The sequence below is a fragment of the Acidimicrobiia bacterium genome (assembly GCA_040902765.1).
Lineage (GTDB): Bacteria > Actinomycetota > Acidimicrobiia > Spongiisociales > UBA11373 > DATKBG01.
This window is the reverse complement of record JBBDWO010000002.1, coordinates 166,088-182,354: the sequence shown is the minus strand read 5'-3', so window position 1 is coordinate 182,354 and position 16,267 is coordinate 166,088. Positions and strand designations below refer to the sequence as shown.

Annotated in this window: 18 protein-coding genes, 2 tRNA genes and 1 riboswitch; of the genes, 11 read left to right on the top strand and 9 right to left on the bottom strand. The window is 67.3% G+C overall.

The window, feature by feature from the left end; genetic code table 11:
• Positions 1–49: 49 nt before the first annotated feature.
• Positions 50–586 carry a DUF3566 domain-containing protein gene (locus WEA29_01205; GenBank protein ID MEX2322372.1) on the top strand — a complete coding sequence of 179 codons (537 nt, stop codon included), beginning with the start codon at positions 50–52 and terminating at the stop codon, positions 584–586.
• 10 nt (positions 587–596) lie between these two features.
• On the opposite strand, the gene WEA29_01200 is transcribed toward WEA29_01205, so the two are convergent.
• Both WEA29_01200 and WEA29_01195 read right to left on the bottom strand, forming a co-directional pair.
• The gene (locus WEA29_01200; protein MEX2322371.1) at positions 597–1,361 is read right to left on the bottom strand and encodes a hypothetical protein; all 765 of its coding nucleotides are present in this window, start codon (positions 1,359–1,361) and stop codon (positions 597–599) included.
• Complete coding sequence (locus WEA29_01195; GenBank protein MEX2322370.1) at positions 1,361–1,483, bottom strand: hypothetical protein; 123 nt, start codon at positions 1,481–1,483, stop codon at positions 1,361–1,363. The genes WEA29_01200 and WEA29_01195 overlap by 1 nt, the downstream gene beginning before the upstream one ends.
• Before the next feature lie 396 nt (positions 1,484–1,879).
• Positions 1,880–2,021, top strand: a riboswitch (adenosylcobalamin (AdoCbl) riboswitch).
• A gap of 42 nt (positions 2,022–2,063) precedes the next feature.
• On the opposite strand from WEA29_01195, the gene WEA29_01190 reads away from it, so the two are divergent.
• From WEA29_01190 to WEA29_01175, 4 genes are read left to right on the top strand one after another with little or no spacing between them, the layout of a single operon-like run.
• A complete protein-coding gene (locus WEA29_01190) occupies positions 2,064–2,984 on the top strand; it encodes an ABC transporter substrate-binding protein (protein MEX2322369.1) in 921 nt (306 codons plus the stop codon).
• A gap of 41 nt (positions 2,985–3,025) precedes the next feature.
• Complete coding sequence (locus tag WEA29_01185; protein ID MEX2322368.1) at positions 3,026–4,021, top strand: iron ABC transporter permease; 996 nt, start codon at positions 3,026–3,028, stop codon at positions 4,019–4,021.
• On the top strand, positions 4,018–4,794 hold the full coding sequence (locus tag WEA29_01180; GenBank protein MEX2322367.1) for an ABC transporter ATP-binding protein: 777 nt from the start codon (positions 4,018–4,020) through the stop codon (positions 4,792–4,794). The genes WEA29_01185 and WEA29_01180 overlap by 4 nt, the downstream gene beginning before the upstream one ends.
• Before the next feature lie 51 nt (positions 4,795–4,845).
• Positions 4,846–5,715 carry a M23 family metallopeptidase gene (locus WEA29_01175; GenBank protein MEX2322366.1) on the top strand — a complete coding sequence of 290 codons (870 nt, stop codon included), beginning with the start codon at positions 4,846–4,848 and terminating at the stop codon, positions 5,713–5,715.
• A 2-nt stretch (positions 5,716–5,717) separates the two neighbouring features.
• On the opposite strand, the gene surE is transcribed toward WEA29_01175, so the two are convergent.
• A complete protein-coding gene (gene surE / locus WEA29_01170; GenBank protein MEX2322365.1) occupies positions 5,718–6,506 on the bottom strand; it encodes a 5'/3'-nucleotidase SurE in 789 nt (262 codons plus the stop codon).
• Positions 6,507–6,541: 35 nt separating this feature from the next.
• Between surE and WEA29_01165 the strand changes: the two genes are divergently transcribed.
• Complete coding sequence (locus WEA29_01165) at positions 6,542–6,685, top strand: hypothetical protein (protein MEX2322364.1); 144 nt, start codon at positions 6,542–6,544, stop codon at positions 6,683–6,685.
• Between the two features lie 4 nt (positions 6,686–6,689).
• Here WEA29_01165 and WEA29_01160 read toward each other — a convergent pair whose 3' ends face one another.
• Positions 6,690–7,682 carry a DNA recombination protein RmuC gene (locus WEA29_01160; GenBank protein MEX2322363.1) on the bottom strand — a complete coding sequence of 331 codons (993 nt, stop codon included), beginning with the start codon at positions 7,680–7,682 and terminating at the stop codon, positions 6,690–6,692.
• Between the two features lie 77 nt (positions 7,683–7,759).
• Between WEA29_01160 and WEA29_01155 the strand changes: the two genes are divergently transcribed.
• Positions 7,760–9,229: an alpha/beta fold hydrolase gene (locus tag WEA29_01155; GenBank protein MEX2322362.1), complete on the top strand. Its 1,470-nt coding sequence runs from the start codon at positions 7,760–7,762 to the stop codon at positions 9,227–9,229.
• 231 nt (positions 9,230–9,460) lie between these two features.
• Here the strand turns inward: WEA29_01155 and WEA29_01150 are convergent, their stop codons facing one another.
• From WEA29_01150 to WEA29_01140, 3 genes are all read right to left on the bottom strand, one after another.
• Positions 9,461–9,892, bottom strand: coding sequence for a hypothetical protein (locus WEA29_01150; GenBank protein ID MEX2322361.1), 432 nt, complete (start codon positions 9,890–9,892; stop codon positions 9,461–9,463).
• 249 nt (positions 9,893–10,141) lie between these two features.
• Positions 10,142–10,216: transfer RNA gene (locus WEA29_01145), tRNA-Ile, on the bottom strand.
• 710 nt (positions 10,217–10,926) lie between these two features.
• Positions 10,927–11,073 (bottom strand): hypothetical protein, encoded by a 147-nt coding sequence (locus WEA29_01140; GenBank protein MEX2322360.1) that lies wholly within the window; start codon positions 11,071–11,073, stop codon positions 10,927–10,929.
• A 71-nt stretch (positions 11,074–11,144) separates the two neighbouring features.
• On the opposite strand from WEA29_01140, the gene WEA29_01135 reads away from it, so the two are divergent.
• The 3 genes from WEA29_01135 (at position 11,145) to WEA29_01125 (ending at position 12,661) form a co-directional block, all read left to right on the top strand.
• Positions 11,145–11,218, top strand: a tRNA-Ala gene (locus WEA29_01135).
• Positions 11,219–11,267: 49 nt separating this feature from the next.
• Positions 11,268–12,425, top strand: coding sequence for a thiolase family protein (locus WEA29_01130; GenBank protein MEX2322359.1), 1,158 nt, complete (start codon positions 11,268–11,270; stop codon positions 12,423–12,425).
• Positions 12,422–12,661, top strand: coding sequence for a hypothetical protein (locus tag WEA29_01125; GenBank protein MEX2322358.1), 240 nt, complete (start codon positions 12,422–12,424; stop codon positions 12,659–12,661). Before WEA29_01130 ends, WEA29_01125 begins: the two co-directional genes overlap by 4 nt.
• A 51-nt stretch (positions 12,662–12,712) precedes the next feature.
• Here the strand turns inward: WEA29_01125 and WEA29_01120 are convergent, their stop codons facing one another.
• Entirely contained in the window at positions 12,713–12,955 is a 243-nt protein-coding gene (locus WEA29_01120) for a cell division protein CrgA (GenBank protein ID MEX2322357.1), read from the bottom strand.
• Positions 12,956–13,000: 45 nt separating this feature from the next.
• Here WEA29_01120 and WEA29_01115 point away from each other — a divergent pair, with 45 nt between their 5' ends.
• A complete protein-coding gene (locus WEA29_01115; protein MEX2322356.1) occupies positions 13,001–13,570 on the top strand; it encodes an aminodeoxychorismate/anthranilate synthase component II in 570 nt (189 codons plus the stop codon).
• Positions 13,571–13,600: 30 nt separating this feature from the next.
• On the opposite strand, the gene pknB is transcribed toward WEA29_01115, so the two are convergent.
• Positions 13,601–16,231, bottom strand: a complete 2,631-nt coding sequence (gene pknB / locus WEA29_01110) for a Stk1 family PASTA domain-containing Ser/Thr kinase (GenBank protein ID MEX2322355.1) — start codon at positions 16,229–16,231, stop codon at positions 13,601–13,603.
• Positions 16,232–16,267: the final 36 nt, after the last annotated feature.

The window sequence follows — 16,267 nt, the reverse complement described above, 5'->3', positions numbered from 1 at the left end:
GGACGACCGGTATCGTTCCGGTGGCGAGTAACGAGCGGAGATCTACACCATGCCCGTCCACCGCGTACGGCGCGTCATCAGAAAGATCGACCCCTGGTCGGTCCTCAAGGTCGCTCTGGTGTTCAACGCGGTCATGGCCGTGGTGTTCGTCCTCGGAGCGGTCGTGTTCTGGGCGATCTTCGTCAACGCCGGCATACCGGAGCGGATCAACGAGATGGCTCTTCTCATCGGCCTGGAGAATGGCCTCAACCTGCAGGGCGCCGTCTACTTCCGGATCGTGCTCCTACTCGCCATCCTCGGGATGATCTTCATGACCGGGTTCATGACTCTCGGCGTGGTGGTCTACAACCTGATCACCGACATCGTGGGCGGTATCGAAATCACCGTCCTCGAGGACTCGACACCGGTGAGCGACCGTTCAACGGTGTCGGTGCCACTTGCCTCGGCCCGGCGCCGGGGGATCTTGCCCCCATTGCGTCGCGACGGACCGGAAAAGGCCGGAGGACCGCCGGCGATGAGCCCGGGCCGCCCGGAGCCGACCGTGCCACCAGAAGACGAGGCGGACGCGACCTCAGCAGAGGAGTGAGCCGGGCAGCTCACTCGGTGTAGGTGGCCACCCCGAGTCCCACCCTGAGCGCCGCCGACAGGTAATCCGCCGGTCGATCGGCCGGACGATGCAGTCCGGGTCCGTACGACCCTTCGGCGACGGCTATCACCGCAGCAGCGAGACAGAGGGCCGCGAGATGCTCCTTGTGGTCGGCGACGCCGATGACGCGTTCCACTTCCCGGCCCTGGTCGATTCCGTCGACGATCACCGTTGCCCCCGCCCAGTCGCCTCGAATGGGCACCTCGTGCCGTCGATGCGCCGCCCGGCGCTGTCGCCTGCGGGAGGCTGCCCAGCGGGGCCCTATCGGCTCGGGGAAAGGAACCACCACCCCGCGGCGACGCGGGGTGCCCGGAATCGTCCAGGCGACAGTGGTGCGCAGCACGGTGTCGACGCGGGTCGACTCGTGAGATGCGAGGGCTGGTGCGAGACCGGTGGCGACGTTGGCGCCGATCAGGAGGGTGGTTCCGGCGGCAGCGAATCGATCCAGGACGTCCTCGTCGATGTGATCGTCGGTGGTGACGAAGGCCAATCCGTCTTCGGCGGCGATGCCAGCCAGCGCCGAGGTGATAGCGGTGTCATCGCTCACCAGGACATCGAAGCCGGCGACGTCCCGGATCGCCATCACCTTGCGGTCGGCACCGCGTCCCGCGCTCTCGTTTCCATACAGGCCGAGGGCGTCCAGTCCCCTCTCTGCCAGCAGGATCTTGCCGGCGCGGGTTCCCACTTCGGTCACCGCGTTGAGCGCTATCCGCATCAGAGTGGCTCCCAGGTCCCCGGGCGGCGTGACACCCGCCGTCGGACGCGGAGAGCCGCTCCCATACCCACACCGGCCGCGACGAGGAAGGCGAGGACGGTGGTGATCACGCGGCGGGGCATCCCAAGAGGGTAACCAGAGCGTCGGGGAAGGCAGCCTGGGTCGAGAGCAGACAGCTAACAGCTAACAGCTAACAGCCAGAGAAGACGCGGGTACTTGGTACTTGGACAGCGCGGATCGGGGCCGGCCCCCTCTGACTCTTTCCCCCTACGGGGGAGGTGGCAGCGGCCGCAGGCCGCTGACGGAGGGGGAGGGCTGACGCGTCGCGAGGCCTGCGTAGTGTTCGTCCTCCCCCCTCCCCGCCTGTGGCGGTACTCCCCCCTTCGGGGGGAGAGAGTCTGTGGCAGGCCCGCCCTCCCACCGCCCTCGTCCCTGGCCCGTTGCCCCTGGCCCCTCATCCCTCGTCCCTGGCTCCTGGCCCCTCGCTACTCGCTACTCGCTACTCTCCCCCTTGCCGGTGTTTGCACCGGTGATGCTTCGGATAGCGAAGCCGGTTGGAATCCGGCACTGTCCCGCAACCGTGAAGCCCTTCGGGGACGAGTCGGGTCGCCTGCCGGAGCGTCGGTTTGGACGCCTTCGGAGGAAGGGTGGCCAGCCCTCACCGGCTCCACGGCTTCCTCCTCGAAACTCGAGGAGGTCTTCATGTTCAGGCGCATTGCGCTCCCACTCACGCTCGCTCTGGTCGTCGCCGCCTGCGGTGGCGGCACCGGGGCCGACACGACCATCACGACGGTTGGTTCGACGAGCGCGGCTCCGGCGTATCCCGTCGAGGTAGCCGGCGTCACCATCCCGGCTCGTCCGGAGCGGATCCTGTCGGGGTCGGCGACCCACACCGAGATCCTGTTCGCCCTCGGCGCCGGCGATCAGGTCGCCGCCGTCGACCTGTGGTCCGACTTTCCGGCGGAGATAGCCGACCTCCCGCGCTTCGACGCTTTCGAGGCCAGCGTCGAGGCGATCGCCGACCTGGACCCGGATCTGGTGATCCTCACCTTCGATCCCGGTGTCGTCGACGGTCTGGCCGCCCTCGACATCCCGGTGCTGGTGCTCGACGCTCCGACAGATCTCGATGGCGTGTTCGCCCAGTACTCCGACATCGCCGTCGCCATCGATCGGGTCGATGAGGCTGCCACCCTGATCACCGAGATGCGGAGCGAGATCGATGACATCATTGCCTCGCTGCCGCAGACCCTGCGTGAGTCGACCTACTACCACGAGCTGGACCCGTCGTTCTACAGCGTCACGTCCGATACGTTTCTCGGCAGCGTGTACGGGGTGCTCGGGCTGACGAGCATCGCCGACGGGACAGGTGAGAGCGGGTACCCGCAGCTGTCTCCCGAGTTCGTGATCGATTCGAATCCCGACTTCGTCTTCCTGGCTCACACGACCTGGTCGGGGGATTCGCCCGACGCGGTGGCACAGCGCCCGGGTTGGGAGTCGCTCTCAGCCGTCCTGGGCGGCCGGGTGGTGGCCGTGGATGAAGGTCTGTCGTCGCGCTGGGGTCCGCGCATCGTCGAGTACATGCGCTCCATCGCCGACGTCGTTCTCGCGGTGGCTGTCCCCTGACCGCCGACAAGAATCCGGGACGGTCGGTCGGCCCGCTGGCGGTGGTCGTCGCCGGTGTGGTCCTGATCGGTGCGGCCATCGTCGGTGTCCTCATCGGCCCCGCCCGCATCGATGCGGGTCCGGTGCTGGCCGAGGTGTTCGGGCGCCTACCGTTCCTCGACTTCGACTCGGGCCTCAATGCCCGGCAGACGGCGATCATCTGGGAGCTGCGCATGCCCCGCGTGGTGCTCGGTGCCCTGGTCGGTGCGATGCTGTCGGTGGCGGGGGCGGCCTACCAGGGGGTGTTCCGCAACCCGCTGGCCGACCCATACCTGCTCGGCGTCGCCGCCGGGGCCGGCTTGGGAGCGACGATGGCGATCGTTTCGGTGGGCTCGAGCTCGCCCGTGGTACCACTCGCTGCCTTCGCCGGTGGATGCGCGGCCGTCGTGGCTGCCTACGCCCTGGGTTCGGCCGCCGGGGGGCGCCGCACCGGCCTGCATTTGATCCTGGCCGGTGTCGCCGTCGCCTCGTTTTTCACCGCCATCCAGACGTTCGTCCAGCAGCGCAATACCGACGTGATCCGAGAGGTCTACTCGTGGCTGCTTGGTCGCTTGGTAACCGCCGGGTGGGGCGAGGTGCTGTCGATCCTCCCGTATGCGGTGGTTTCGGCGGTCGTGCTCCTCGCCCACCGGCGGCTGCTCGACGTCCTGTCGGTCGGAGAGGAGGAGGCGCGTGCCCTCGGGGTCCGTCCGGAGCGGGTCCGGACGGCGGTGGTGATTGCCGCCACGATGGGGACCGCAGCCGCGGTGTCGGTGAGCGGGCTCATAGGGTTCGTCGGGATCGTCGTGCCGCACGCGGTGCGGCTTCTCGTGGGTGTGTCCTATCGGGCGATCCTCCCCCTGTCGTTGCTCATCGGCGCTGCCTTCCTGGTCATCGCCGATGTGATCGCGCGCACTGCTCTCTCGGGATCGGAGATTCCGATCGGAGTGGTCACGGCCTTCGTCGGCGGCCCGTTCTTCCTGATCGTGCTGCGGACTTCGCGGGTGGGCTTCCGATGAGTCGTCTCACGGCGCGGGGTGTGGTGGTGCGTTACAACGGGAGGACCGCGGTGCGCGGGGTCGATCTCGAGGTGGCGGCGGGGGAGTGGGTCACGATCATCGGTCCCAACGGTGCTGGCAAGAGTTCGCTGCTCCGGGCGCTGGCCGGTGTGATCCCGCACCAGGGGTCCATTCGGATCGGAGACAGCGAGCTGTCGTCGCTGCGGCGGCGCCAGGTGGCCCAGATGGTGGCGGTGGTCCCACAGCATCCCGAACGACCCGACGGGATGCGTGTCGCCGACTACGCACTCCTCGGGCGGAGCCCCCACCTGTCGTATCTCGCGGTCGAGACCGACGCCGACCGTGACCTGGTCACCGGGGTGCTGCAGCGTCTCGACGCCACCGACCTCGCCGACCGGCGTCTCGGCACCCTGTCGGGCGGCGAGTGGCAGCGCGTGGTGCTGGCACGCGCCCTGGTGCAGCAACCCGAGGTGCTGCTCCTCGACGAACCCACGACCTCCCTGGACGTGGGCCACGCCCAGCAGGTGTTCGATCTGGTGGAGGACCTGCGCATCGAGCGGGGTATATCCGTGCTCGCCGCGATTCACGACTTGACCATGGCCGGGCAGTACTCGGACCGGCTGGTGTGCATGGATGCGGGCATCGTGGTCGCCGACGGCCCGCCGCGATCGGTGCTGACCGAGGAGATCTTGATGCGCTTCTCCGGGGCGAGGGTGACCGTGGTCGACGGACCCGGCGGCGAGGTCATCGTGGCGCCCCGCCGCCGCTCCTGAGTCGGCCCCGACAGGGCGGGTTGTGGACGGGTTGACCTAGGCTCCCTGTTCGTGCTGAAGCCCTTCCGACGACTCGTTGCCCTGCTCGCGGTGATCTCCTTGCTGACCCCGGGTGCGGCGCTGGCCCACGACGAGGAAGAGCCCGCTCCGGATCCCCCTCATCTGGCCGAGCTGGTCGAGGGGGTTCGGTGGATGATCGACGCCGTTGCGCAGACCTCCACGCTGCCCGACGAGGATGGGGCGGCGCGAGTCGAGTGGTTGGTGGCCCGCATCGACGGCTTCGTCGGCTCGAGCCGGGTGGCGGCGGCCCAGCGTGTCGCGCTCAGCCTGCCGACGGTCCCCCTATTCTCGACCCACGCACTCGTGGCGTCGGGCCCTTCGGTGATCCTCGACCTGGTGACACCCGGGTCGAGTCGATCCCGAACCGTGGACGAGGTGATCGGCGAGTGGTCCCGGGTGGTGGCATTGCTCGGAGAATTGCAGGCGCTGGTCGCCGACCGTGCCCCGGTTCGGGTGTGCCCGGTCCCCGGGGGATGGGACTTCGAGGACGACTGGCACGATGCCCGGCCGTGGGGCAGGGTCCACAAGGGAACCGACTTCCACGCACCACTCGGCACCCCACTGGCGGCGATCGAAGCGGGCACGGTGATCCAGGCGAGCTGGCATTGGGCCGGAGGCCGCCAGATCTACATCCGTGCCGACTCGACCGGTGACGTCTACTACTACGCCCACCTCGATTCCTGGGAGGAGTGGATCTGGACCGGCACCCGGGTCGAGGGGGGTGAGGTGATCGGAACGCTCGGTGGGTCGGGTAACGCCACCACGGCGCACCTGCACCTCGGGTGGATGCCGGGTTCCCGGTCGATCGATCTTGACAACCTGCAGAACCCGTACCGGCTGCTCGTCGAACTCTGCGTCTGACCTCAGCCGGAGACAGCTTCGAGGAGCCCGGGTGACGCCGATCCGTGTCCTGCTCCGGCGATTGGGGTGATCGAGATCACTTCGTCGTGGGCGGCCCCTATGTCCGTGCCCTCCAGAGACGCCCCGTCGAAGTCGAGGCCCCCGTGGGCGTGGATGAACGATCCGTTACCGTCCCCGGCGAACAGGCTCCGGTAGCGCACGGGTGCCACGGTGGTGATCCGGCGCTCCGTCCCCGCCGAGGCCGTGTCGGGGAGTCCGACGTTGAGGACGTCCCCCGGCCGGGCGGCGGTGAGTGCCCGCTGGGCGATGGCGGTGGCGACCGCGGCCAGTCGCTGCCACATGGGAGCCGCCGACGGGGAGAGCGCGTCGTGCTTCCAGTCGTTCCAGGGCGTCACCATGGATCCGGCCGAGAAGGCGATGGCGGGCACCAGTGCCACACCGGCCTCGAGGGCGGCGCCAGCGGTGCCGCTCGACTGCAGGTAGGCGGCCCCGTGGTTGTAGCCGACGTTGATTCCCGACACCACGAGGTCGGGCTGGTCGGGAAACAGCGTGTGGATGCCCAACTGCACGCAGTCGGCCGGATATCCGGAGCAGGCGTACATGGCGACCCCGTCGCGGTCGACGCGCTCCACGGTCACCGTCTCGTACCTGGTGATCGCCTTGCCCACCCACGATCGCTCGCGGTCGGGGATCACGACTCGCACCTCGGCGATGTCGGAGAGGCTGCGGGCGAAGTGCAGCAGCCCGGGGGCGTCGATGCCGTCGTCGTTGGTGAGCAGGATTCGAGACATTGCAGCGGGACGGTAATGGGAACCGGGATGCTCGGGTGCTGCGTCCTACCGAACAGTACTCGAGCCTCGCCGGTCGCTCGTCATCGGCGAGGCGCTGTGGACTCTCTCAGGAGCGAGTCAGGAGGGGGAACGCCCTGGCCGACCTCGAACTCCAGCACCGCATCGCCTTCGACGACTGAACGGTCAGGCCACCCGGCCGATCTGGCCGTCGTCTACCGGGACCCGCTCGACCGACGGCGTCGACTCGACCGACTCGGGCGACTCGGGCTCGGCGAGTGAGAGGTGGGCGGACATGCGAGCGGTGGCCGGGAGAACCCGGGTGCTGAAGTTCCCGACCCCCTCGTTGTAGGCCCGGACCGCGGTCTCCAGGGCCCGTCCCATCTTCGACAGGTGGTCGGTGTGCTTGCCAAGGGTGTCGAGCAGCCGCTTGGTGTCGCCGAGAATGTCGAGCATCGCCTCGTGACGGTTGCTGTCGAGGGCATGCTGCTTGACGATGGCCAGGACCAGACCGAGAGTGGACGGCGAGGCGGGATGGATACCGAGGCGGTGCAGGTCGGCAGCCAGGTCGGGGCTGTGGTCGATGGCCGCCTCCCAGGCGCCGTCGACCGGCAGGTACATGACGACCGGGGTGAAGGCCGCGTCGAGGGCAGCGGCATAGTCCCGGGTCGCCAGGTCGGTGGCGTGCCGGCGCACCGTGGCGACATGGCGCTTGATGGCATCCTGGCGCGTGGCGTCGGTGTCCGCCTCGAACGCCGCCTTGAGGTCGTCGAGCGGTGCCTTCGCATCGATGACGACGCGACCCCCACCGCCGAGGTCGACGACGACGTCGGGGCGGGACCCGTTGGGCAGGCGCTTCTGCGTGTCGAAGTCGACCAGGTGGACCAGCCCCGAGTTCTCCAGGAGCCGGCGGAGCGTGACCTCACCCCACGAGCCACGCCGTCCCGTGTTCTGGGTGAGCAGGTCGAGGACCGAACGCACCGAACGCTGGTCGGTCGACGCCTGATCGATGCCCGCCCGAACCAACCCTTCCAGACCGCCGAGACGGTGGCGCAGGTCGCGCAGTTCATCGGTCGGGTCGGCACCGGCCGGGGTGTGGCGACGCATGGCGGTGACGACCACCGCAGCGACGACGAATCCGACGATGGTGGCCGAGATGATGGCTACGACGATGTTCATGGTGGTGTCCTCCGGTTGCCGGTGTGGGAACCGTACGGGCCGGGTGTGACAGATTGCGCCGCGGTAGCATCGCGGCCATGACCGACTCGGGTTTCGTCGCCGTCCCCGGCGGTTCGCTGTATTACGAGGTCGACGGCGACGGTCCCCCGCTGCTCTTGATCCACGCCGGGATCGCCAACCTGAGGATGTGGGATCCCCAGGTACCCGCCCTCGCCGCTTCCCACCGGGTGATCCGCTACGACACCCGGGGTTTCGGACGAACCGAGTCAGAGGCCGTCGAGTTCTCCAACCGGGCCGATGCCATCGCCGTCCTCGACCACCTAGGTGTCTCGAGCGCAACCGTCGTCGGCTCGTCGCGCGGCGGGATGATCGCCCTCGACCTTGCCCTGGAGAGCCCCGATCGCGTCGATGCGCTCGTCGTCGTCGACGGTGGCATCGGTGGCTATCAGTCGCCGGCCGCCGTGGGTGAGGACGAGATGTGGGAGGAAGTCGAGCAGAAGTGGGAGGCGAAGGAGTGGGATTGGCTCGCCGACTTCGAGACCCGGTGGTGGGTCGACGGACCGGGCCAACCCGAGGACCGGGTCGACGCGGAGCTTCGCACACTGGTCCACCAGTGGATCCTGGACAACTACCGAGCCGAGAAGGAAGAGGGGACTCCGCAGCCGTTGAAGCCGCCCGCGGTCGACCGCCTCGATGGCCTGAGCGTTCCGACCCTGGTGGTCGTCGGCGACCTCGACGAGCCGGCAACGGTGGATTCGTGTGGGGTTCTCGCCGATCGGGTGGGAGGCCGCCTGGAGGTCTTTGAGGGCTGTTCCCACCTCCCCAACCTGGGAGCAGCCCGACCGCTTCACGGAGGCGCTGCTGGAGTTCCTCGACGCTCTCACGCCCCGTTAGGGGATCGGCTGGAACAGCTGTCCACGGTGTCGGCGACCGGTGTCACCCCTGTCACCTGCAGGGAAAACAGTGCAGAACCATCCAAACGATGGCCCATGCCGACCATCGACCGCTGGGTACCGTATCCCTTGACCCGCAACGGAACACCCCCCGTTTCTGGGGGGTTTGCCTGGTGGGCCCACGTGGATTTGAACCACGGACCTCATCCTTATCAGGGATGCGCTGAGAGGTCTCGCGAGCGCCGGGATCCGTTGGTATCACGGGGGGAATCGTGGATCGGTTGGGTTGGGTCTGCGCACACTTGCGCACATCAAGTTGTCGAGCGCTCCGTCTTTCGTGCGCGGAGGATGGACCCGATCGCCGATGTCTTAGAGTGGCTGGCCGTCGGGCCCAACCCACCAGTCGGAAGCCTGTTGAGTGCATCCCCGCCGAAGCAGCTCACGCTCTGCCGCGGTGTGTCGGGCTGCTGTCTCGTCGGTGTAGAGCGGTGTCTCTACACCGGGTCGGAGGGTGTACACCCTCATCTTGGTCTCAATCCACTCTCGATGGAGTTGCTCGAGATTCATTTCAGCGAGGTTGGGCACCAGCGAAGCCTAACGGTAAACCACGCGGCCATCCGTTCGAGCCTTTGGCTGGCCTCTTCCGTCCAGTGATGTGGCCACGCTGGCTTGTCAGACCCAGGTCTCGAGGATCGACTCCGAGGTGTGGCCGGTGATACGCCTGTTCATCTCGATCGCCTGGGACTCGGTGAGCGATACGATGTGGGACCGCACGCGAGCGCCGAGGTGCCGATCGGGTGCGGTCTCAGATATGGGCAGTTTCGTCCGAGATCGGGTGATCTGTAGTAGAGGCTCAACCGAGAGAGCCTTGCTCGACTGCGTTGATCAAGCACCGCGCCTGAATCGCTCCACAAGTGCCGCGACACCGAGACTCGCCAATGCGATACCGCCGATAGCGGCGATCAGACCTCCGACGACAAGCACCACACGAGGCGCGGTCGCCGGGTCTGGAGCGAAGATTTCACCGAAACCGCCTATGACGAAGACGACTCCTAACAGAAGTAGGAGGATGGCAGCGGCGATCCCCAACCGGCCACGATGGCGCACGAGAAGAGCGGCTCCGCCAAGAAGGAGCAATGGAATCAAGGGGGGAGCAGCCGCCGTGCCTCGAGAGATGAACTCTTGGGCAACGTTCGCGGGATCACCGGGACCTCCGAACTGCGCGGGCCAACGGGCCACGATCGTGACTACCGCAGCGAGCACGCCGTAGCCGAAGAACACAAGGCCGTATGTGGCGAGACGATTGGACCAACGCATCAAGGGATCCTAGGTGCCGCCCCTGGCATGGGATCGAACGGTCATGACGTGCCGTTCCTGATCGCTTTCCGAACGGTGCGTTACGCGCCGAGATCAGCTCGGCTCCGTCTGTGTCACGTATGTGTCACAAGACTACTGAAAACGGGTGCAACCCGCAACAAGCGTCGTGAGGCCACGCGAGATGCGAATGTGGAGTGTTTCCCCTTTTCAGAGGCGGTTTTTCGGTGTGTCGGCTGGTAGCTGGTCTTGTGGGCCCACCTGGATTTGAACCAGGGACCTCATCCTTATCAGGGATGCGCTCTAACCGAGCTGAGCTATGGGCCCCGAAGAAGCGCAGAGTGTACAAGGGTCTCTGAGGGTCGGGCCCTCCTCGCTGGGACCGGGCAGGGTTGCGTGCGACGGCTGGTGGCATCCATCTGATGCTGTGATGGCTGCCCCGTGTCGTGCGCGGTGATCTTGGTACATCTCGCCATGAGGGTCGAGGGCACCCGTCTCTGGTTCGACATCGACGGTCCCGGCCTGGTTTCCCAGCAGCGGACGATGCGAACCAGGCCAACGGTGGTCCTCTTGCACGGGGGCCCGGGAGGGTTTGACCACTCGTACCTCAAGCCTGATTTCACCCGTCTGACTGAGCTTGCTCAGGTCGTCTACCTGGATCTGCCCCGGACATGGCCGCTCCGACTGGGGGCCAGTCGAGGATTGGACCTTTGAGTGGGCGGGGGATCTGGTTCGCGCCTTCTGTGAAGCCCTAGAGATCAGCCAGCCGGTCGTGCTCGGTCACTCATTCGGAGGATGGGTGGCTATGAGCTACGGATCGCGCCACCCCGACCACCCCGGAGGTCTGATTCTGCAGTCTGCAATGGCGAGATTCGACTTGGTTCGGGTCGTCGACGGATTCAGAGACAAGCACGGAGAAGAGGTGGCCGATATCGTCCGCCGGTCTTACCTCCGTGAGGTCGATCGCGGAAGCAGTCTGACGCGGTCGCAACCGGGCTGAGACATGGGCCCGAGAAGGTTCGCGGAGTATCAGTGGCTCAAGCGAAGCCGACCAGCCGGTGTGCTCGCTCGACGCCTGCGGAGTACCCCTTCGCCTCGTAGTACGCGGCGGCCTCGCCCGCCGCCTGGGCCGCTGTCGCGGTGTCACCCAGGGCGAGCGCAGCCCCCGAGGGCCAACCAGGCATCGGCCCTGAGCACCGGCGCGACTGACGACATCGACAGCTGCTGGGAAAAGACCCGTAACATTGGGTGCCTCGGGGATGTAGCTCAGCCCGGCAGAGCACCTGGTTTGCATCCAGGGGGTCAGGGGTTCGAATCCCCTCATCTCCACGGGCGGCGCCGTAGGCGTCGCAGCTGTGGACTCTATGGAGGCTTTCTCATGCGAAACGCTGTCATCGTCGATGCGGTTCGGACGCCGGTAGGGAGGCGCAACGGATCGCTGGCGGGGATCCATCCGGTTGATTTGGCGTCGATTCCGCTGAGGGCTCTCGTCGAGCGGACCGGGGTCGATCCATCACTCGTCGAGGATGTCATCCTGGGTTGTGTCAGCCAGACCGGTGAGCAGGCGTTCAACGTGGCCCGTAATGCGGCTCTCGCCGCCGGGTTCCCGGAAGAGGTGGTCGGCACCACCGTCGACCGCCAGTGCGGTTCGGGCCAGCAGGCGGCTCACTTCGCCGCACAGGGTGTGATGGCCGGTGCCTACGACGTGGTGATCGCCGGCGGTGTCGAATCGATGAGCCGGGTGCCCATGGGGATCACCGCATCACAGGGTCCGGGCATGCCATTCGGTCCGAAGATGCTCGACCGCTACAGCCACGGGCTCGTACCTCAGGGCATCTCGGCCGAGATGATCGCCGAGAAGTGGGGGGCATCGCGCGAACGCCTCGACTCTATCGCCGTCGACTCCCACCGGCGCGCCGCTACGGCCACTGCCGGGGGTCGGTTCGCCGGTCAGATCGTCCCCGTCGAGCACGCCGACGGCGTCCTGGACCAAGACGAGGGCATCCGCGCTGACAGCTCACCCGAGACCCTCGCCGGCCTCAAGCCGGCGTTCAAGAGCGACGGCCGGATAACGGCGGGCAACTCGTCTCAGATCTCCGACGGTGCCGCCGCCATGCTCATCATGGGTCAGGACACCGCCGAGCAGTTGGGTCTCGAGCCGATGGCCCGGTTCCACGCCTTCTCCCTCGCCGGCACCGACCCGGTGATGATGCTCACCGGACCGATTCCCGCCACCACCAAGGTGCTGGAGCGGGGTGGGTTGACCATGGACGATGTCGGGCTCTTCGAGATCAACGAGGCGTTCGCCTCCGTGATCGCCGCCTGGCTCGACGAGACGGGTGCTTCATGGGACCGCGTCAACGTCAATGGCGGCGCCATCGCCCTCGGCCACCCGCTCGGCTGCTCCGGCGCACGCCTCATGACCACCCTGGTGCATGAGATGCGCCGCACCGGCACCCGCTGGGGTCTTCAGGCGATGTGTGAAGGCGGCGGCATGGCCAACGGGACCATCCTGGAGCTGCTGGCCACATCGTGAGGTGGGTGGAGGTCATCCTGGCGATCATCGGGGGGCTGGCCATCTGGCGTCTCGGACTGTGGGCGGTTCGGCTTCTCGCCACCCCGCAGGAGCCGACTCCCGACCCCGACGAAGTGATGGAGGTGTCGGTCGCCTACCGCTGCTCGATCTGCGGGCTGCGCCTCGTCGTCACCCACGCAGCCGACACGGACCCCAAGGCCCCCCGCCACTGCCGCGAGGAGATGGATGAGGAGTAGCGAGGGGCGAGGATTGCGCCTCCTGCGAATTGCGAATTGCGAATTGCGCTCTCAGTAATAATTGAGCGTCATCACGAAGCCGGCGGCGATGGCGCCAAGCCCTGAATACAGGAACAGGCCGCGCTGACCACCGGGCAGGAGGCCCAGGTAGTTGAAGATGATCGTGATGACGCCGATCCCCATGAGCGTGAACATGAGGATCAGGTACCAGCGCGGTGACACCTTCTCCTCCTTCGCCACGGGGGGCGGGGTGTGGAGGCGCTTCGGCTTGCGCCGGCCTTTCGACTTGGGCATGGGACAGAGGGTAGCGTTCGACCAGGCCGTCCCGGGATGGTGACCATGCGGGTGCTCGTCCTCGACAACTACGACTCTTTCACCTTCAACCTGGTGCAGTACCTGGGGGAACTCGGTGCCGACCCCATCGTGATCCGGAACGACGTCGCCGGACCGGAGGAGGCGTTCGCCGAGTACCGACCCGAGGCCCTTGTGGTGTCACCCGGCCCGGGCATCCCCGAGGCGGCCGGGTACTCGGTCGACTTCGTAAAGACGCTGGGGGACAGGATCCCCACGCTCGGGGTATGCCTCGGTCATCAGGCGATCGTCGTCGCCTATGGGGGGTCGGTCGCCACTGCCCCCGAACCGAGGCACGGCAAGACCTCACAGGTGACCCACGACGGCAAGGGTCTGTTCACCGGCACCGAGAACCCGTTCACCGCGACCAGGTATCACTCGCTGGCGGCGGTGACGCTTCCATCGGATCTCGAGGTCGCCGCCACCAGCGAGGAGGGCGTGGTCCAGGCAGTCCGCCACCGAGCTCACCCGGTCATCGGCGTGCAGTTCCACCCCGAGAGCATCATGACGACCGAGGGGAAGAAGCTGCTGGCGAACTTCCTGGTCGGGAGGGTGTAGGGGCGGTTGCCGATTGCCGGTTGCCCCGGGTCACGGCAGCGGTGGGCAGGCCGGGCGCACCGGGTTGTTGACCGATACCCAGTAGAACGCCTCGTACCGGCTCTGCGCCTGGTTGAACGGGACCACCTGGGTGGGTGCCGGATCGATCAGCCGGATCTGTCCTGACGGGTTGACGGCGTCGTGACACTCGCCTCCGTTGGTGGTGCCGACCAGCCATACGATCGCCTGCTGGTAGGCGTCGTTTACTTCGGTGATCGTCCGACCGTAGATGTCCTTGGCCGCCGGCGCTAGCACCGGGTCGAACGAGACCTGCACCGTAGAGTTCTTGGTGACCACGGTGCCCGGTGCGGGCGACTGGCTCACCGTGCGTCCCTCGCAGTCCGGCCGCGACGACAGATCGTATTTGGGGGGAGCGGCCGTGGTATCCCACCTGAGGAAGTACTCATCCTGTGCCGGGGGCAGCGTCGATGCGTTCATCGTGAGTTGTGCGTTGGTGATTCGCTGCTGTGCGACGGTCTGCGTCACCGCAATCGTGCATGAGCCAGCACCACCGGTGAACAGGTTGGGCACCACGGCCCCCTCGATGCCGATCGACACGGTGACGGTGGAACCGATGGTGCTGCTACTGCCGCCCGAGGGGTTCTGCGAAGCGACGCGGCCGATGTTGGGGTCACCCGGAGCCAGGGGCGTGTCGGCACCCTTGGCAAACACGAAGCCGGCCGCCTCGATGTCGGTCCTGGCATCGGCCTCGGTCTTCCCGGTGACCGACGGCACCGTGTTTTCGGTGGCGGCGCGACCGATCCGAATGGTCACGTCCGAACCGAACTCCTGTATCTGACCGGCCTGCGGCGACTGCTCGGCGACCCGGCCGTCGTTGGGGTCGTTCCATGCGATGCCGACCTCCGAACCGAGGACGGCGACGAAGCCCCACTCTTCGAGGAGGGTCGTCGCCTCCTCCTGCGTGAGTCCCACGGAACTCGGTACCACGGTGGGCACGGCACCCTCGCTGACGAACACGGTGACCGTTCCGGTGATGGGGACCGTCTCGCCCGGACCGGGGACGGTCTCGATGACAAATCCCTCTACGACGGTGCCGTGCGGACGGCGCTCGACCAGGACCTGTCCGGCGCCGAATCCGGCCTCCTGGAGGGCGAACAGCGCGTCCTCCTCGGATCGGTTGGCCACATCGGGGACGATGAGGGCATCGGCCCCGCCCGACACGACCAGGTCGACCGGGGTGGAGGCCGTGACCAGGTCTCCGGCGCGCGGGTCCTGGCTGATGACGGTGTCCGCAGGCACTTCATCAGACGCTTCGTAGCGGATCGTGCCCACCTCCAGACCGGCGCTGCGGATCAGAGCCTCGGCATCCGAAAGGGTCCTGTCGCGAACGTCGGGCACCGGGATGTTCGCCGGGCCTCCGGAGACGAGCAGGGTGATCTCGTCGCCGCGTTCCAGCCTCTCGCCCGCAGCCGGGTCGGTGCCGGTGGCGATCCCCGCAGGGAGTTCGTCGTCGGCGACCGTTTTGGGGGTCACGATGAAGCCGAGATCCTCCAAGTTGGCCGTGGCGACCGCCTCCGTCTGGCCACGGATATCCGGGATCTCTATGCCCCCGTCACTGGGACCGAGGAGGCGGACCAGCAGCATGATCCCGAGCCCCAGCAGGGCCGCCGCCGCGAGCGCGCCGATGGCGATGGTGCTGGGTTCGAGGCGCCCCGGTTCGCGATAGGCGGCCTCGGTGTCTAACGGCTCCGGCGCCATGGGCGGCGCTGCGAGCGGGGTGCCCAGCGCTGCCGCCATGAGGCGGGTCGGGGCGTCGTCGGTGGCGATCGCGGGAACCTGTCCCTCGAGGAGCCGCCGCAGGTCGCGGCGCAGGTCGTCGGCGGTCTGGTAGCGCTCGGCCGGATTCTTGGCCATCGCCTTCAACACGACGGCCTCGAGGCCCCGTGGGATCGCCGGGTCGATGTCGGTCGGCTTCGGCGGTGTCTTTTCGACATGCTGATAGGCCACGGCTACGGGGCTCTCGCCGGCGAAGGGGGGCTGGTCGGTGAGCAGCTCGTACAGGACGACGCCGAGGCTGTAGATGTCGCTACGGAAGTCGGCCGACTGGCCCTGTGCCTGCTCGGGACTGAAATACGTGGCGGTCCCGATCACCGCCCCGGTGCGAGTGAGCTGGTCGCTGTCGTCGAAGGCGCGGGCGATGCCGAAGTCGGCCACCTTCACCGAACCGTCGGGTGCCAGCAGGATGTTGGCGGGCTTGACGTCGCGGTGCACGATGCCCAACGCATGGGCAGCGCTGAGTGCCGAGGCCACCTCCAGACCGATCTCGGCGGCCCGGCGCGGCAGCAAGGCACCCTCGGCCTTGAGGACGTCGCGTAGGTTGCGGCCCTGCACCAGCTCCATGACCATGAAGTAGACGCCCTCGTCCTCTCCCCAGTCGTAGACCGACACGACGCCCTTGTGGGTGAGTCCGGCGGCCGCCTGTGCCTCCCGTCGGAACCTCTCCACGAAGGCGTCGCTGTTGGCGTACTGATCGTGCAGGATCTTGACCGCCACCCGGCGACCGAGGCGGCGATCCTCGGCCACGTAGACATCGGCCATCCCGCCGCGGGCGAGATGGGAGATGAGGACGTAACGGTCCGATAGGACGCGGGGCAGCTCCACGACGACGGATGGTACTGGCGGCCCGATTTCAAGCAT

Bases quoted from the DNA above. Each gene is read 5' to 3' on its own strand.
- WEA29_01200 (MEX2322371.1), bottom strand. From the start codon at position 1,361: ATGCGGATAGCGCTCAACGCGGTGACCGAAGTGGGAACCCGCGCCGGC.
- surE (MEX2322365.1), bottom strand. From the start codon at position 6,506: ATGTCTCGAATCCTGCTCACCAACGACGACGGCATCGACGCCCCCGGG.
- WEA29_01140 (MEX2322360.1), bottom strand. From the start codon at position 11,073: ATGCCTGGTTGGCCCTCGGGGGCTGCGCTCGCCCTGGGTGACACCGCG.
- WEA29_01160 (MEX2322363.1), bottom strand. From the start codon at position 7,682: ATGAACATCGTCGTAGCCATCATCTCGGCCACCATCGTCGGATTCGTC.
- WEA29_01150 (MEX2322361.1), bottom strand. From the start codon at position 9,892: ATGCGTTGGTCCAATCGTCTCGCCACATACGGCCTTGTGTTCTTCGGC.
- WEA29_01190 (MEX2322369.1), top strand. From the start codon at position 2,064: ATGTTCAGGCGCATTGCGCTCCCACTCACGCTCGCTCTGGTCGTCGCC.
- WEA29_01180 (MEX2322367.1), top strand. From the start codon at position 4,018: ATGAGTCGTCTCACGGCGCGGGGTGTGGTGGTGCGTTACAACGGGAGG.
- WEA29_01205 (MEX2322372.1), top strand. From the start codon at position 50: ATGCCCGTCCACCGCGTACGGCGCGTCATCAGAAAGATCGACCCCTGG.
- WEA29_01155 (MEX2322362.1), top strand. From the start codon at position 7,760: ATGACCGACTCGGGTTTCGTCGCCGTCCCCGGCGGTTCGCTGTATTAC.
- WEA29_01115 (MEX2322356.1), top strand. From the start codon at position 13,001: ATGCGGGTGCTCGTCCTCGACAACTACGACTCTTTCACCTTCAACCTG.
- WEA29_01130 (MEX2322359.1), top strand. From the start codon at position 11,268: ATGCGAAACGCTGTCATCGTCGATGCGGTTCGGACGCCGGTAGGGAGG.
- WEA29_01120 (MEX2322357.1), bottom strand. From the start codon at position 12,955: ATGCCCAAGTCGAAAGGCCGGCGCAAGCCGAAGCGCCTCCACACCCCG.
- WEA29_01195 (MEX2322370.1), bottom strand. From the start codon at position 1,483: ATGCCCCGCCGCGTGATCACCACCGTCCTCGCCTTCCTCGTCGCGGCC.